Source organism: Salinibacterium sp. M195, assembly GCF_019443965.1.
In the GTDB taxonomy this organism is placed as follows: domain Bacteria; phylum Actinomycetota; class Actinomycetes; order Actinomycetales; family Microbacteriaceae; genus Rhodoglobus.
The window spans coordinates 224,851-239,912 of sequence record NZ_CP040814.1 but is presented as its reverse complement, the minus strand read 5'-3'; the positions used below and the strand labels follow the sequence as shown (position 1 = coordinate 239,912).

The 15,062-nt window shown below is 56.8% G+C and carries 4 protein-coding genes and 2 rRNA genes; 5 read left to right on the top strand and 1 reads right to left on the bottom strand.

Annotation, left to right across the window (positions count from 1 at the left end):
* The first annotated feature begins 112 nt into the window (after positions 1–112).
* Complete coding sequence (locus FFT87_RS01140; protein WP_219949559.1) at positions 113–6,607, top strand: DUF11 domain-containing protein; 6,495 nt, start codon at positions 113–115, stop codon at positions 6,605–6,607.
* Positions 6,608–6,656: 49 nt separating this feature from the next.
* Here the strand turns inward: FFT87_RS01140 and FFT87_RS01135 are convergent, their stop codons facing one another.
* Positions 6,657–7,238 (bottom strand): TetR/AcrR family transcriptional regulator, encoded by a 582-nt coding sequence (locus FFT87_RS01135; protein ID WP_219949558.1) that lies wholly within the window; start codon positions 7,236–7,238, stop codon positions 6,657–6,659.
* A 340-nt stretch (positions 7,239–7,578) separates the two neighbouring features.
* Here FFT87_RS01135 and FFT87_RS01130 point away from each other — a divergent pair, with 340 nt between their 5' ends.
* The 4 genes from FFT87_RS01130 (at position 7,579) to FFT87_RS01115 (ending at position 14,939) form a co-directional block, all read left to right on the top strand.
* Positions 7,579–8,361: a DUF427 domain-containing protein gene (locus tag FFT87_RS01130; RefSeq protein ID WP_219949557.1), complete on the top strand. Its 783-nt coding sequence runs from the start codon at positions 7,579–7,581 to the stop codon at positions 8,359–8,361.
* An 11-nt stretch (positions 8,362–8,372) separates the two neighbouring features.
* A complete protein-coding gene (locus FFT87_RS01125; protein ID WP_219949556.1) occupies positions 8,373–9,107 on the top strand; it encodes an NAD(P)H-hydrate epimerase in 735 nt (244 codons plus the stop codon).
* A 674-nt stretch (positions 9,108–9,781) separates the two neighbouring features.
* Positions 9,782–11,307: ribosomal RNA gene (locus tag FFT87_RS01120) — 16S ribosomal RNA — on the top strand.
* A 511-nt stretch (positions 11,308–11,818) separates the two neighbouring features.
* Positions 11,819–14,939, top strand: a 23S ribosomal RNA gene (locus tag FFT87_RS01115).
* The 16S and 23S rRNA genes sit together here, the layout of an rRNA operon.
* Positions 14,940–15,062 lie beyond the last annotated feature (123 nt).

The window sequence follows — 15,062 nt, the reverse complement described above, 5'->3', positions numbered from 1 at the left end:
GGCCGCAAAATTGTACCCCGATTTGTCCGGAGAACGACCGACTTTTAATAGACAGACCGTCTCATATCGTGCAAACTGTTTCTAACTACTTTGTGCAACTTGAGGATCAGAATTGTTATTACCCGAATCGTTTCGCGTTTCTTTCGTCAAGGCGTTCGCGGCATTACGCCCGACCGCCTATGGCTTGCTAGTTGTTGCCTTTGTTGCAGCGTCCCTCAGCTTGACGCCGCAAGCTGCTATTGCGGCACCGGGTGACAACCCCGTGTATCCAGACATGTCGCAGAGTTTCTCGCCGGTCACGGGAGCGGTCGCGACAGAGAATCTGCTTACCTACACGCTTAGCAACACGACAGGGAACCCTGTTCAATCGGGCTTGAGTTTCACGAACACTCTTCCTGTAGGACTCGTAGTGTTTGACACCACACCGACAGAGACGTGTGTCTCAGGTTCGCTGACCGCGGTGGCCGGTTCATCGACCGTCACCTGGACGGGCGGCATTGCTGCCGGTGTCGCTGTCTGTACGATTCAGGTTTCGGTGGTTGCTGCATCATCCGGCACTTATAGCAATGACACCTTCACGCCAATAGTCGGCTTAAACACGCCAGACACCGTGGCACTGAGAGTGTCTGCGAATTGGGGATCGTGCCCCACGGCCGCTTTCCTTTTCCAGAACCAAACCGCAAGCAAAACGAAGCCAACCGAGGTCTTCACCGTCAACCTCGTCACCGGCGAAACTGAATCGTACGGATGGATTGACGATTCGTATATCAACGCGGTTGGATACAACCAGATTGACAACTACATCTGGGGCTGGAACGTCACGACGAACAGCTTAACAAGGGTCAATGCTGACCTCACTGTTACCGATTTTCCTTCCCTAGGTGGGCTCCCGTACACGATTCCGCCGGAAGGATTCATTATCGGCGACGTGACGAGTGACGGCATTATGATGCTCGCGGCTGGCCTCAAAACCGCGACCACTCCCGGCCACAACCAATGGTTGGCTATCGACCTCAAGGGTGATCCGGATCCAGGCGTCCCTGGGTCTTGGCCTGCGGTCGTCGGTTTCGGCGAGCGCAGCAAGAACCCGCCCTTTATGGCCGACTGGGCGCAGGTTTCGCCGGGCTCCAAATTCTTCGGAGTTGGGCGCCAATCGCTTGCCCATAAACCGCAGCTTTTGTACTCGTTTGCTCAAACCGGGACGTCGACAAGCACGACCAGCTCCGCGGAGCTGTCCGATATCCCACGGGCCGATGCCACCACATATCCCGAAGTTGGATCGTGGGGAGCAACCTACGCTGTGGGTGGTTTGCTTTATGTAAGCAACAACAATTCGGGAAATATTTGGCAAGTTAATGTCGCCACGAACAAGGCAGAAAAAGTTGTCAGCAACGGGCCTTCGTCGGCGGGTAACGATGGTGCACGCTGTGCCGCTGCAGCCCTCGAAATAGATCTCGGGGACGCTCCGGATAGCTACCGCACCACGTTCAGTGCAGACGGCCCGCGGTCTGAGGTTGACCCCGCTCTCCAGCTGGGCGCCAATATCTCTTCGGAGATCAACGGACAGCCGGGAGTAGACGCATCCCTTGACACCTACGACGACGGAGTTGACGCGGGGCAAGGCTACGGGGGCAGCACTTTCAAGTTGACTCCGGGCTTAGCGCCGACGATCAATGTAAAGGTCACTAACCAGACGGGGGCAGCGGCTCGAGTTGCCGGCTGGATTGACTTCAATAAAGATGGCGACTTCCTCGACGCGGGGGAGAAGGTTTCCGCCAACGTCCCCACGGGAGCAAGCGAGAGCGTCATTCCGATGACATTTCCCGTGGTTCCTGCAGGCTTCGCGGGAACCAGCTATGCGAGATTCCGCATTGTTCCTGGCACTGCAGCTCCAGCGGTGGGAGGGCCGGTAAAGATTGGCGAGGTTGAGGACTACCTTGTAGAAGCCGACCTTGAGACTGAACTGACGCTCCAGAAGAATGTGGTCTTGCGAGATGCTGCTAGTGACCAGTTCACCCTCGCCATTACCGGAGGCGGACTCTCCGGTGCAACTGCAACCACCACAGGAACCGACACCGGGGTGCAGGCCGCAGTAGTCGGACCAACGACTGTCACAGCAGACGGCGCGACCGCTTTCACCTTCACCGAAACTGCAGCAGGCACGACCGTGCTCTCCAACTACACAACCACATGGGCGTGTGTTGACTCGGCGAACGGCGGCGCTGGTTTAGGAAGCGGAGCTGGCTCAACGTTTGCTTTGACGCCTACCCCGGCCCAAGCTCCGGTGTGCACGTTCACAAATACCGATATCCCTGACGACCCCACAATCACGATTAAGAAGAACATCACGGCGAGGGTCAATGCCAGCGATCAGTTCACCATCGGCGCGACGGGCCCGGGACTTGTTGGCGCTACGACGACCACTACCGGCACTGTGTCGGGGGTTCAGGCGGCGCAGGTTGGGCCAGTAAGCGCAACCCGGGGCCAGAACTACACAGTGTCTGAGTCGGCGGCGGGCACCGCAAATGGTGCGCTCTATACGAGCAGTTTTCAGTGCCTCGACCTGTCGAATGGCAACGCCGTCATTGCTTCGGGCTCCGGAAGATCCACTACGTTCACGATGCCGAGTGGGCTCATCCCGGCTTCGGTAATCGAGTGCACGTTCACAAATAAGCCACTCGCTCCTCGGCTTACGTTGCAGAAGAACATCGTTGAGCGTGCTCTCTCCGGTGACCAGTTCCAGCTCGAGATCGTGGGAGGGGCGCTGACAAGCGCCACAGAAACTACCACTGGCACTACGACGGGCATCCAGTCAGTCGCAGTGTCGTCGGTCGAAGCGGTAGCGGGCACGACATATTCCTTCAGGGAGCGTGCGGCCGAAACAACAAGTCTTTCCGGCTATGCGACCACCTATGAGTGCGTGGATGCTGCGGCGTCCGACGCCGTGGTTGCGTCGTCGAACGGCACTGCCTTTAACTACATGCCAACACACGCACAGGATGTCGTGTGCACCTTCACGAACACCCCTATTCCGCCAACCGTAAGCCTCGTCAAGAATGTGATCGATCGCAATACGACTACCGATCAATTCACGATCGCGATCACTGGTTCGGGAATTGCGGGCAGTAATACCGCGACAACCACGGGCACCACTAATGGCGTCCAGGACGCGGCTGTCGGCCCTCTCGCGGCAACCGCGAATGTTGTTTACACCTTTGCGGAGACTGCATCCGGAACCACGGTGGATGCCGACTACGTTCCGACCTACCGCTGCGTAGATGAAGCATCCGCCTCTGCCGAAATCGCCAGCGGTAAGGGCCGCTCTTTTACCTACTCGCCAGCCGCTGGTGAGAAAGTGTTGTGCACGTTTATCAACGTGCCCCGCATCTTGGAACCGTCATCACTGACTGTTCACAAAGACGTTTCTGGCCGCGCCTTTGCTGGCGATCAGTTCGTCATCACTGCAGCCGGACCGGGACATGCAGCAGAGTTTGTTCCCACTACGGGAACGGCCAACGGCATCCAGTCAGAGAACATCTTCATGGAAGGTCTAGCACCGGGTTCGACTTACACCATCGGTGAAGAGGCAGCAGAGTCAACTGACCTTGACTTCTATTCAACGGCCTGGGCATGCGTGAACGAACGCAATGGAGATTCGGCAATCGATTCCGGCACAGGAAGGTCGGGAAGTTTTACGGTTCCCGAAGGTGCAGACATCGTGTGCACCATCTCTAACGACCCGATTCCGCAGAAAGTCACTCTGAGCAAGACCGCCCAAGAGCCGACCGCTGTCCGTGGGGGAGTAATCACCTACGACATCGTCGTGACTAACACCGGAACAGTGCACGCAAACGGCTACACACTTTCTGACCCCATCCCGACCGGACTCACGAACTTCACGTGGACCTGTGCCGAGGCAGTGGGAGCGGTCTGTCCGACGGCTTCCGGCACCGGAGCGATAAACGAAGTGATTGCGGTACTCCCGCCTGACGGATTCGTCACCTACACCGTGCTGGCGACAGTGCTGAATGACGCACCGTCAGAGGTTCTCAACATCGCTTCGTTCAGCATCCCGGAGTGCACCGTCGGCGGCGACGTGGTGACCCCTTGCAAAGACGGGCCTCCGGTCGAGATCGAGGCTCAACTCACCGTGCTCAAGAACCTCGCTGGCCGCGCGAGCGCAGCGGATCAGTTAGTTTTGACCGCTACCGGCGGTAGCTTGACGGGCGCCACAGCAACAACCTCTGGTTCGGATGTCGGAGTCCAGTCAGCATCCGTCGGCGCGGTCCCCGTCGAGGAGGGCGTGCGCTACAGCTTCGCCGAGACGGCAGCGGGCGTGACAGATCTCGCCTTCTACGACACGACGTGGTCATGCATTGATGCAGCCGATGGCGATGCCGACCTCGGTTCGGGCACTGGTCGGTCGGGGTCGGTAGTTGTGCCGGCAGTTGATAGCGATGAACCGTCCGCAGATATCCGCTGTACTTTCGCCAACGATCCCATCGACGGCGAAGTGACCCTGGAGAAGGTGGCGAATCAGGAACAGGCTACGCCGGGCGGAGCGGTGTCCTACACGATCACCGCGACGAACTCTGGACGCGTGCACCTGAACGGAACGGCAGTTACTGACCCGATCCCGAGCGGTCTCGAAGACTTCGTCTGGACCTGTATTGCTGATGGTGGGGCGCTGTGTCCCACTGCTAGTGGCACGGGCGCCATTTCAGAGACGATTGCGACCTTCCCGTCCGCAAGCTCTGTGACCTACTTCGTTTCGGCAACGGTTGTGGCTGTTCCGCCAGCCAAAATTCTGAATACCGCCACGATTACCAACCCGCCACCGGGCTGCCTGGTTGACGGGGCACAGGCAAGTCCCTGTGCAGATACCCCGGAACTGCCGGTGACTCCTCAGATCTCAATTCTGAAGACGACGAGCAATGATTCCGTCACTCCAAGAGGTACGGTGGCGTACTCCGTAACCGTCTCCAATACCGGAGTTTCAGCCGCTGATGACACGGTCGTCGCCGACCCGATCCCCGCTGGACTTGTGTCATTCGAGTGGACGTGTCTGGCCACAGGCGGAGCAATCTGTCCCACCGCCAGTGGCACTGGCGCCATCAGCCAAACGATCGCAACTTTCCCGGTCGCGAGCTCAGTGGTTTACTCCATCACCGCGACGGCATCAGCGAATCCGCCAGCCACTGTGGAGAACGTGGCCACGGCAACGCCACCATCCGGCGGAACGTGCGCACCTGGCAGTACTGCTCCGCCATGTCGAAGCACGGTTGCTATTAGCCCGCTTCCTGTCGTACAGATCGCGAAGTCTGCAGATCGGGATCATATCGTTCCTTCGGGATCGGTTGTCTACTCGGTCGTTGCCTCGAATACCGGCAGCGTTCCCGCAGACGGCTCGGTGGTTAGTGACGCAATTCCCACAGGCCTGGTTTCCTTCTCTTGGACCTGCGCTGCTACAGGCGGGGCACTGTGTCCTGCCGCTACTGGCACGGGAGCGATTGACGAAACGATCGCAAACTTCCCCGTGGGGAGTTCAGTCACATATTCAATCACCGCTTCGGTTGTTGCTGAGCCGCCAAAGAGTGTGACGAACGTCGCCTTGTTGACGCCGCCGGCCGGTGTTTGTAGCCCATCGTTGACGGCACCACCGTGCAGAAGCGAAGTGGAGACCCCAAGCGTGCCTCTGGTGAGTATCGCCAAGACCGCAGACGTTTCCGTTGCAGCTCCTTTTGGCGCGATCGTCTACACAGTCAAGGCCTCCAACGTCGGCCTAGTGAACGCCAACGGTGCGATTGTGGCCGACACCATTCCCGCAGGCATCACAAGCTTCGAGTGGACGTGTTCGGCCGCTGATGGAGCTGTTTGCCCGAATGCCCGTGGAGTTGGTGCAATCAACGAAACTATCGCAACGTTCCCGGCGGGAAGCGCGCTAGTGTTCACGGTGAAAGCGACGGTTGCTGCAGTTCCGCCAGCCGACATCGTCAATACAGCACTCCTGACTCCTCCGGGCGATGGGCAATGTATACCAGGCAACGTGCCTGGTCCCTGTTCCTCCGTGGTCGAGCTGCCGACGCTTCCTGCAGTGTCGATACTCAAGACCGCGGACCGCACGGTAATAGCTGTCGGCGATGTCGTAACTTACCGAGTCGTGGTTACTAACGAAAGCGTGCTTTCGGCTGCAGGAACGGAATTCCGCGACCAGGTTCCCAGTGGTCTTGTGACGTTTGACTGGACCTGTGCTGCGCGCGGTGGGGCGTTGTGTCCGGCTGATAGCGGCACGGGGTCTATTAGCGAGGTGATTGACATCTTCCCTGCTGGCTCGTCCGTAATCTTCACGGTAAAAGCCATAGTGGCAGCGGACGCACCTATGCGCGTCGTCAACACGGCGTTCATCACGCCACCTGGCGTTTGTGTTCCCAACGGAACAGACGATCCGTGTGCGTCAACAGCGAGCATCCCACGCGACCTGCTCGCGTTCACGGGAAGCCTCGCTATGACGCAGCTAAAACTGGCGTTAGGAGTCATCGGTATCGGCGCGAGCCTGCTGCTGTTGCCACTGATCAGGTTCCGTCGCCGTCGGATCCGCGCCCACTAGACGTTCGCAGGGTCACCCTCTCATGCCCCCGTTGGGGTGATCCTGCGGGCTAGCTTCGAGGGGCCTGGTTGAGAAACTGGGCCGCTCGTTCGGCAAGCGATAGTACAAGCTCACGAGAGACTGTGCCGCCCGAGATGATGGAAATGACGATGGGACCAGTGAGCTCGACGAACTGGTCGTGAGTGATCGGGCCCACTACGCTAATGAATTCCGCGAATAGGTCGTCGTCTACTTTTCCGAATGAGTTTCCTGCGGCCTCATCGTATTGAAGCGCACCGATGATCGACGCGATGGCTCCAGACATAGCGGGGTCGAGCGTGTCGATGAGCTCGTTCAAAAAAAGCTCCGCACGTGATCGCGAGTCGAGTGCCTCATAGTCGCTGCGATTACGGGGGCGCGCTAGAACGATTGTGTCTGCAACCACATTGTCGATAGTTCCCCAATGTGTGTACAGCGTTTGCCGAGTGACCTTCGCGCGGTCGGCCAACGCGGAGAGGGTGAGGGGGCCTTTGCGTTCCTCGAGGAGCACCCGAGTGACTCGCAGAACGTGCTCACGTGTTCGCTGAATTCGGGGGTCAACATGCTCGGATGCTGGACTAGGACTAGTGCGATCCGCAGGGTTTTTCAGCATCTCTCTCGGCTTCAATCCGCCCGCTTCTGTTTTTAGGCAGACGCGGGATCAAAAGTGAACTCCCCAAGTTCCACAGACTATCGGAACGGTCACAATAGTGCTGCACTATTTCCTTGTGACATGACGGGGTGTAGAGGAATCGCTGGCGTCGGCGGGTGCTCGAAGGTGCGGTCTGTTTTGGCGTGGCATCTATCCGGCTATTCCAGAATGCTGAATCCTATTGAGAGGTGCCAAAGATGTTGTCGAGTTGGGCACAGCATTAAGGCTCTAAATGCGAGGGGCTGATTGTCGCTCACAGGTGACGGTGACAGGCTGGATGCACCGACGAAAGAGGGTTCTGATGAACGACTATCCAGGAATGATTTCCGAGAAGAACCTCATCCAGCCTGTCCCGCGCCGCATTCGTGGCTACTTCGCGGGCGAGCTCATCTTTGACACGACGGCAGCGCTGTACGTGTGGGAGTGGGCACCGTATCCGCAGTTCTACATCCCGCTCGCTGACGTGAACTCCGAGTTCCTCGTCGACGAAGTGCAAGAGCACCATCCCGCGCGCGGCACCTATCAACGCCAGGGCCTCGCGGCGGGGGAGCGCGAGCATCCGGCCGCAGCCAAGGTTTATGCCGGCGATGGGCTCGAGGGCCTTGCCGACATGGTGCGTTTCGAGTGGGATGCTCTCGACTCCTGGTTTGAGGAAGACGAGCAAGTTTTCGTGCATCCCCGCAATCCCTACACGCGAGTGGATGCCGTGCGTTCGACTCGCATGGTGCGCGTCGAGCTCGAGGGGGCGGTGCTCGCCGAGTCGTCGTCTCCGGTCATGGTCTACGAGACTGGTTTGCCGACGCGGTATTACCTCAACCGCACGGACGTGAACTTCCAGCACCTCGTCGCCAATGACACCGTCACCGAGTGCCCCTATAAAGGAACCACTACCGATTACTGGTCGGTGAAGGTGGGCGGCACGGTTCACGACGATCTCGCGTGGTCGTATTCGTTCCCCACGCGCCAGTTGTTGCCCATCACGGGGCTCGTCGCGTTCTACAACGAGAAGGTTGACATCTTCATCGATGGCGTCGAGCTCACTCAGGCCAAGACGCACTTCTTCCCGTCCACACCCGCGAGCTAAGAAAGCCCGTTGTGACTGCGAGTTCCTTCCGGACGGATGCCGGACTCATTGTGCCCGCCATCACGACGGCGCAGATGCGCGAGATTGATCGGGTCGCGATCGATGAGCTGGGGCCAAACCTCTATCAAATGATGGAGAACGCTGGCCGCAATCTGGCGTCGCTGTGCGTGGAGCTGCTCGGTGATCGTTGGCCAGCCGCGCCGATCGTGGTGCTGGCTGGAACGGGAGGCAATGGTGGCGGAGGGATCTGCGCTGCCCGCCACCTGGCCAACCACGGTGGCAATGTCACTCTGGTGATCTCGAGCCCGTCGCGTCTGCAGGGCGTTCCCGCCGACCAACTCGCTCTCTACCGGGCCACTGGCGCACGAGTTGCGGCGGTTGCTGAACTCGACACCGCGGATGCGGAGCTGCTCGTTGATGCCGTGTTGGGCTACAGCCTGGGCGGTGCACCGCATGGGGCTGCTGCCGAACTCATTAGATGGATGTCGCAACACCCCGCCCCGGTCGTCTCTCTCGATGTCCCCTCCGGAGTCGATTCCACGACCGGCGCAGCTCTCGGCGATCACGTGCGCGCGACCCACACGATGACTCTCGCTGCCCCGAAGACGGGGTTGGATGCCGAAGCAGTCGGCACTCTCTGGCTGGCCGACATCGGGATTCCCCGCCAGGTGTACCGGCGGGTGGGTATCGAGTTGCCCGACGCTCTCTTCACTACGGGATACCGAGTGCAGATTCGAGCATCATAAACACGGTGTTTTCGGGGCCTCATTTTTGCGACACGCCCGGGATGCGGTCGGTGTTGGCGAGGGGGCCAGAATGCACGTAATGTTTCCTCTTGTCACCCCAAAGGTGCGGAAGTCCCGGGCAGTTTTGCTGCTAGGTTTCCGGCCTCAAGTGGGGGCCGCCATCCTCTAAAGCTGGTATAGTTTTAGTCCGGCCAGATCGCGGAGTTCCTCTTGTAGGTTCCGGTTTCGGGTCGTGGGATGTCTTGCCGCTTTTTGCGTGTGTTGGTCAGTTGTTGTGTGCCGTTCTGGTGCGGAATTGCTGGTTTGACAAGTGCGCTGAAGCTGGTAAGTTAGACAGGTTGCCTTTCGCTTTCGGCGGAGGTTGCCAACACAGGTTTTGAAAGCCCTGGGGTGAAGCCGTTTTGCGGTGGAGGTCAGGAGCGTCCGATCCTTGAGAACTCAACAGCGTGCACAATGTCAAATGCCAAAAACCCGACTGTGCTTAGTGAGATCGTCCCATTTCGGGTCGTGATTGCTGGTGCAGCGGATTCCTTTGGAAAAAGATATAAACAACAAAGCAAGTCAGTATTGATTTGTTCTGTCAGTTTCAAACTTGTTGCCTCGACACCCTATTCCGGGTGCGGGTAACGCAAGATGTGCATCGGTGGGCTTCGGCTTGTTGGTGCAATCAAACATTTATGGAGAGTTTGATCCTGGCTCAGGATGAACGCTGGCGGCGTGCTTAACACATGCAAGTCGAACGATGAAGCCGGAGCTTGCTCTGGTGGATTAGTGGCGAACGGGTGAGTAACACGTGAGTAACCTGCCCTTGACTCTGGAATAAGCGTTGGAAACGACGTCTAATACCGGATACGAGCTTCAGCCGCATGGCTAGGAGCTGGAAAGAATTTCGGTCAAGGATGGACTCGCGGCCTATCAGGTAGTTGGTGAGGTAATGGCTCACCAAGCCTACGACGGGTAGCCGGCCTGAGAGGGTGACCGGCCACACTGGAACTGAGACACGGTCCAGACTCCTACGGGAGGCAGCAGTGGGGAATATTGCACAATGGGCGCAAGCCTGATGCAGCAACGCCGCGTGAGGGACGACGGCCTTCGGGTTGTAAACCTCTTTTAGTAGGGAAGAAGCGAAAGTGACGGTACCTGCAGAAAAAGCACCGGCTAACTACGTGCCAGCAGCCGCGGTAATACGTAGGGTGCAAGCGTTATCCGGAATTATTGGGCGTAAAGAGCTCGTAGGCGGTTTGTCGCGTCTGCTGTGAAAACTGGGGGCTCAACCCCCAGCCTGCAGTGGGTACGGGCAGACTAGAGTGCGGTAGGGGAGATTGGAATTCCTGGTGTAGCGGTGGAATGCGCAGATATCAGGAGGAACACCAATGGCGAAGGCAGATCTCTGGGCCGTTACTGACGCTGAGGAGCGAAAGCATGGGGAGCGAACAGGATTAGATACCCTGGTAGTCCATGCCGTAAACGTTGGGAACTAGATGTAGGGGCCATTCCACGGTTTCTGTGTCGCAGCTAACGCATTAAGTTCCCCGCCTGGGGAGTACGGCCGCAAGGCTAAAACTCAAAGGAATTGACGGGGGCCCGCACAAGCGGCGGAGCATGCGGATTAATTCGATGCAACGCGAAGAACCTTACCAAGACTTGACATATACGAGAACGGGCTAGAAATAGTTCACTCTTTGGACACTCGTAAACAGGTGGTGCATGGTTGTCGTCAGCTCGTGTCGTGAGATGTTGGGTTAAGTCCCGCAACGAGCGCAACCCTCGTTCTTTGTTGCCAGCACGTAATGGTGGGAACTCAAAGGAGACTGCCGGGGTCAACTCGGAGGAAGGTGGGGATGACGTCAAATCATCATGCCCCTTATGTCTTGGGCTTCACGCATGCTACAATGGCCGATACAAAGGGCTGCAATACCGCAAGGTGGAGCGAATCCCAAAAAAGTCGGTCTCAGTTCGGATTGAGGTCTGCAACTCGACCTCATGAAGTCGGAGTCGCTAGTAATCGCAGATCAGCAACGCTGCGGTGAATACGTTCCCGGGCCTTGTACACACCGCCCGTCAAGTCATGAAAGTCGGTAACACCCGAAGCCAGTGGCCTAACCCGCAAGGGGAGGAGCTGTCGAAGGTGGGATTGGTAATTAGGACTAAGTCGTAACAAGGTAGCCGTACCGGAAGGTGCGGCTGGATCACCTCCTTTCTAAGGAGCATGTGCAACTCGTTTTTTCGTCTCTGCGGTATACACAGAGTTAAGAGATTCGTATTATGTTGCCAAGTCGTACTGCCCTGTTCGGGGTAGACGGCGCTCATGGGTGGAACATTGACATTGTGGCCAGAGGAACTGTTTCCTCTTCAGTACATCAACTCTTCGGGGTTGGTAGGAACGAGAGGTTTCCGGGGGTGCTGGTCTTTGCACGTTGTTGGGTCCTGAGGGACCGGGGACGGATCGGAAGATTCGTGTTCGTACCTTAGGACCTGGGACATCGAAAGGTGTTCCTGGGTCTACGGATCCTGGTCTTGTTTCCTGCAGGTTGGGGGATGAGGGAGGATACCGCCCGTATTTTGAGAACTACACAGTGGACGCGAGCATCTTAGATTCGACCGAAAGGTCGGATCACATAAATAACAATAACTTTCAACACTTTGTGTTGGGAGTTCATTGGTCTATCTCAACACTTTGGTGTTGCGATCGATTCTTATACTCATGTGATAATCAATTTTCTAAGGGCAAACGGTGGATGCCTTGGCATCTGGAGCCGAAGAAGGACGTATAAATCTGCGATAAGCCTCGGGGAGCTGATAATAGAGCTTTGATCCGAGGATTTCCGAATGGGGAAACCCCGCTGGGCGTTGCAAGACGACTCAGTGACTCCCGCCTGAATATATAGGGCGGGTAGAGGGAACGTGGGGAAGTGAAACATCTCAGTACCCACAGGAAGAGAAAACAACCGTGATTCCGTTAGTAGTGGCGAGCGAAACCGGACGAGGCCAAACCGATCATGTGTGATAGCCGGCAGGCGTTGCATGGTCGGGGTAGTGGGACTTTTCAGCTGTTACTGCCGTACAGCAAGAATTACAAAGTGATATAGACGAAGTGGATTGAAAGCCACGCCATAGAGGGTGCCAGCCCCTTAGTCGAAATGTTGCAATGGTTCGAAGAGTATCCCAAGTAGCACGGGGCCCGAGAAATCCCGTGTGAATCTGTCAGGACCACCTGATAAGCCTAAATACTTCCAGATGACCGATAGCGGACAAGTACCGTGAGGGAAAGGTGAAAAGTACCCCGGGAGGGGAGTGAAATAGTACCTGAAACCGTTTGCTTACAAACCGTTGGAGCAGCCTTAGTAGCTGTGACAGCGTGCCTTTTGAAGAATGAGCCTGCGAGTTAGTGATCAGTGGCGAGGTTAACCCGTGTGGGGCAGCCGTAGCGAAAGCGAGTCTTAATAGGGCGTTATAGTCGCTGGTTCTAGACCCGAAGCGAAGTGATCTATCCATGGCCAGGTTGAAGCGTGTGTAAGAGCACGTGGAGGACCGAACCCACTTAGGTTGAAAACTGAGGGGATGAGCTGTGGATAGGGGTGAAAGGCCAATCAAACTTCGTGATAGCTGGTTCTCTCCGAAATGCATTTAGGTGCAGCGTTGCGTGTTTCTTGCCGGAGGTAGAGCTACTGGATAGCTGATGGGCCCTAAAAGGTTACTGACGTTAGCCAAACTCCGAATGCCGGTAAGTGAGAGCGCAGCAGTGAGACGGTGGGGGATAAGCTTCATCGTCGAGAGGGTAACAGCCCAGACTACCAACTAAGGTCCCCAAGCGTGTGCTAAGTGGGAAAGGATGTGGAGTTGCACAGACAACCAGGAGGTTGGCTTAGAAGCAGCCACCCTTGAAAGAGTGCGTAATAGCTCACTGGTCAAGTGATTCCGCGCCGACAATGTAACGGGGCTCAAGCACACCACCGAAGTTGTAGATTTCGTATTATAGGTAAGCCTTCGTGGTTCAGCCGTACGGAGTGGTAGGAGAGCGTCGTGTGGCGAGTGAAGCGGCGGTGTAAACCAGCCGTGGACGCTACACGAGTGAGAATGCAGGCATGAGTAGCGAAAGACGGGCGAGAAACCCGTCCTCCGAATGATCAAGGGTTCCAGGGCCAGGCTAATCCGCCCTGGGTAAGTCGGGACCTAAGGCGAGGCCGACAGGCGTAGTCGATGGACAACGGGTTGATATTCCCGTACTGACGAAGAACCGCCCAAACTAATCCAGTAATGCTAAGTATCTGAATCCCCTAGACCGATCCCTTCGGGGTGAGGCGTGGGGCCTAGCGTACGACCCTATTCTGGTGCGGTTAGCGTATTAACAGGTGTGACGCAGGAAGGTAGCTGAGCCGGGCGATGGTTGTCCCGGTCTAAGAATGTAGGCCGAGAGATAGGCAAATCCGTCTCTCATTAAGGCTGAGACTCGATGGGTAGTCCTCACGGACGAAATCAGTGATCCTATGCTGCCAAGAAAAGCATCGACGCGAGGTTCAAGTTACCCGTACCCCAAACCGACTCAGGTGATCAGGTAGAGAATACTAAGGAGATCGAGAGAATCGTGGTTAAGGAACTCGGCAAAATGCCCCCGTAACTTCGGGATAAGGGGGGCCTAAGGCGTGAACGGACTTGCTCCGGGAGCGCTGCAGGGCCGCAGAGACCAGTGGGAAGCGACTGTTTACTAAAAACACAGGTCCGTGCTAAGTCGCAAGACGATGTATACGGACTGACGCCTGCCCGGTGCTGGAAGGTTAAGAGGAACGGTTAGTCGCAAGACGAAGCTGTGAATTTAAGCCCCAGTAAACGGCGGTGGTAACTATAACCATCCTAAGGTAGCGAAATTCCTTGTCGGGTAAGTTCCGACCTGCACGAATGGCGTAACGACTTCCCAGCTGTCTCAACCGCGAACTCGGCGAAATTGCACTACGAGTAAAGATGCTCGTTACGCGCAGAAGGACGGAAAGACCCCGTGACCTTTACTATAGCTTTGTATTGGTGTTCGGTGTGGCCTGTGTAGGATAGGTGGGAGACTGTGAAGCTTGGACGCTAGTTCAGGTGGAGTCATTGTTGAAATACCACTCTGGTCATATTGGATATCTAACTTCGGACCGTAATCCGGTTCAGGGACAGTGCATGGTGGGTAGTTTAACTGGGGCGGTTGCCTCCCAAAAAGTAACGGAGGCGCCCAAAGGTTCCCCTCAACCTGGTTGGTAATCAGGTGTCGAGTGTAAGTGCACAAGGGAGCTTGACTGTGAGACTGACAAGTCGAGCAGGGACGAAAGTCGGGACTAGTGATCCGGCAGTGGCTTGTGGAAGCGCTGTCGCTCAACGGATAAAAAGGTACCTCGGGGATAACAGGCTGATCTTGCCCAAGAGTCCATATCGACGGCATGGTTTGGCACCTCGATGTCGGCTCGTCGCATCCTGGGGCTGGAGTAGGTCCCAAGGGTTGGGCTGTTCGCCCATTAAAGCGGTACGCGAGCTGGGTTTAGAACGTCGTGAGACAGTTCGGTCCCTATCCTCTGCGCGCGCAGGAAATTTGAGAAGATCTATCCCTAGTACGAGAGGACCGGGATGGACGAACCTCTGGTGTGTCAGTTGTTCCGCCAGGAGCACCGCTGATTAGCTACGTTCGGAATGGATAACCGCTGAAAGCATCTAAGCGGGAAGCCAGCTTCAAGATGAGATTTCCATGGCTTAGGCCGAGAGACTCGCAGCTAGACTACTGCGTTGATAGGCTGGATGTGGGAAGCAGGGACTAACGACCTGTGGAGCTGACCAGTACTAATAAGTCGATAAATTGATAACCACCCCACCTCACTGGGCAGTCCTAGACTGTCGAATGGTGAATGAGAAGAATTCTCGCGTCCACTTTGTGGTTCCCGATTTACGGTCGGGAACTGCGCCCAGCTAACACAGCTAGGCACCATC